This is a genomic window from Faecousia intestinalis (genome assembly GCF_040096185.1).
Taxonomy (GTDB): Bacteria; Bacillota; Clostridia; order Oscillospirales; family Oscillospiraceae; genus JAZOXB01.
In genome coordinates this window covers 1-2,636 of the sequence record NZ_JBBMFF010000206.1, presented here as the reverse complement: position 1 = coordinate 2,636, position 2,636 = coordinate 1, and the positions used below count along the sequence as shown (strand labels likewise).

General features: G+C 61.8%; 2 protein-coding genes. Both read right to left on the bottom strand.

The annotated features are described in order from the left end of the window. Positions 1 to 64: 64 nt before the first annotated feature. The gene (locus tag WMO66_RS07095; protein ID WP_349135712.1) at positions 65 to 1,474 is read right to left on the bottom strand and encodes an extracellular solute-binding protein; all 1,410 of its coding nucleotides are present in this window, start codon (positions 1,472 to 1,474) and stop codon (positions 65 to 67) included. A 60-nt stretch (positions 1,475 to 1,534) separates the two neighbouring features. Further along, positions 1,535 to 2,636: glycoside hydrolase family 127 protein (locus tag WMO66_RS07090; RefSeq protein ID WP_349135710.1), on the bottom strand; the 1,102-nt coding region annotated here is incomplete at its 5' end.

The window sequence follows — 2,636 nt, the reverse complement described above, 5'->3', positions numbered from 1 at the left end:
GCCGGCCGCCGCTCCGGGCGGCCGGCCAAAACCGGGGTTTCAGATATCAGTCAGAGGGTTCTGCTTACTCGCCCATGAACACTGCGTTCAGTGCGTCGTAGTTCTCGGTGATCGCCTGCTCAGCGGTCTGCTCGCCGGTCCAGACCGGGCCGAGGACCGTGCGGAGGAGCTCGATGAACTCGGTGGTGTGCGGGATGTAGTACCAGCAGGTAGACTCAGCGCAATCTCTTGCGTAGTCAACGACAGCACCCTTGTACTCGTCATGATCCGGGAAGTTGGGGTTGTCGATCCACTTGTTGGTGAGGGTCTCATCGGTGTAGTACTCTTCGAGGATGGGCATCCAGATGCCGGTGGCGATCAGGCTGTCCCAGCTGTTCTCTTCCTTCATGTACCACTTGATGAAGGTCATGGCCTCTTCCGGATGCTTGGTCTGGGAGAAGACGACCTGCGGGCCGCCGGTGCAGATGGTGACCTCGTTGACCATCTTCGGCAGACGGGCGACGCCATAGTTCAGGCCTTCGTCACGGGCGGTGGCAAGGCAGGTGCCGACGTTCCATGCGCCAGCGGTCGCCATGGCGACGGTGCCGGTCAGCAGGGAGCGCTGCATGCCGTTGTCCTCGAGGCCTGCATTGTAAGGCATGCAGTTCTCAACGAGGGTCAGGTCAGCGACCTTCTGGATGGACTCGATGACCTTCGGGTCATTGATGGTGCAGGCGGAGCCGTCCTCGGTGAACCAGCGGCCGCCGTTGGACAGTGCCCAAACCTCAAGCTGCCAGGTCCAGTTGTCAACGACGCAGCCGTACTGCTTGATGTTTTCCTTGTCGAAATCCGGGCTCAGGGCGTTGTTGCCGTTGGCGTCGAGGGTCAGGGTCTTGGCCAGGGTGACGAACTCGTCCCAGGTCATAGCCTCGGTAGCGGACGGATAGTCCAGGTCGGCGGCATCGAACATGTCCTTGTTGTAGTACAGGGACAGGACTTCGTTTGCAGCGGAGTAAGCAACGGGCTTGCCTTCGCTCTTGAAGGTGATGGAATCAAGGGGCATGGAGTCGGCGCCCTCGTACATGGCGGAGATGTCGTACAGCAGGCCGTCGGAAGCGAAGTCCAGAACGCCGGACTCGTTCATGATGCCGCAGTCGGGAAGCTCACCCGCGGTAGCCATGGTGTTCAGCTTCGTGACATACTCTTCGTTGGGGATCGCCATGACCTCAACCTTGATGTTCGGATACTCTTCATGGAACTTGTCGGCGACGGCCTGCACGCTGGCAGCCTCGTCCGGGGTGCCCCAGTAGGAGTAGGTGATGGTGACGACGTCGCCGTCATTGCCGTTGGTGTCATCGGAGGAATCGGAGTTCTCCGTGGCGGGGGTGGTGTCCTGAGAGCCGTCGGTCTGATCGTTGTTGTCGGTGTTGGTTGCGCAGGCGACCATACCAACGACCATCAGCAGGCACAGCAGGAGCGCGATGATCTTCTTCATGGTTCAGGTTCCTTTCTTCATTTCAAGTTTTTTATTATAGCAGCTTCCTGCTGCGTATAATTACGAAATGGTGGTATCGACCCAGACGCGCATCTCGCCGGGCGTGCGGTTGCCCCACAGGCCATAGGGCACGGCGTGCAGCGTGCACGGCTCGGTGCGCAGCACGCAGTCGGCATAGAGCTCAGCGTCGTCCACACCGGTTGAAACGATGCGGCAGCCGTTCACGTCCAGCTCCGGCAGGTTGCCGGGCAGGCCCTCGGCGGGCGCCTTCTCTTCAACGGCGGCATCCGGCGCCATGCGCAGGGCTGCAAGGTTTTCGCCGTTGTCCTGCTGCTCGAAGCAGTAGACGAACGGGCCCTTCTGCAGCGCGACGCGGCCGACATCGGCGCGGACCTGCAGGTTCGCGGCACAGCGGTGCACCGGCACCGAGCCGCTGAGCGTGAAGTGATGCTCGCCCGCGCAGTTCACGGCAAGCACGGCATAGCCGTTCTCGACCGCAGGCTGGATCCCCTCGCCGTTCAGGCGGAAGACGGGCTTCTCAAGCCACTTCGGCAGGCGCAGGCGCACAACGATGGGATGCGTGCCGCTCGAGCGGACGTCCAGCTCCAGTGCGCCGCCATGCATCAGGCCGCTGCGCTGCTCGATGCGGACGTCGGTATCGCGCAGGGTCGTCTCGATGGTCGAGCCGACGAGCAGGTTGACATAAATACTGCGTTCATCGATCGCATAGATGTACTGGCCGAGGGAGGCAAGCGTGCGGGCGATATTCGCAGGGCAGCAGGCAACCTCGAACCACGGCTGGCGGACGGGCTTGAGATACTCGATAGATGTATGGTCCTTGCAGTTTGCAGGCCAGACCTCCAGCGGATTGACGTAGAAGTAGCGATCGCCCGCAGCGCTGACGCCGCCGAGCACCGTGTTGCACAGGGCGCGCTCCACCGTCTCGTAGTACGAGGCGTCATGGAACATGGCCGCCATACGCTGGCCGAACATCATCAGACCGATGGACGCGCAGCTTTCGCAGTACATGCGGTCGTTCGGCAGGTCGTAATCCACGGTGAAGCGCTCAAGCAGGCCGGACGAGCCGATGCCGCCCGTGATATACATACGGCGCTTCGTGACATTGTCCCAGAGCGTCTGGCAGGCGCTGCGCAGCGCCTCG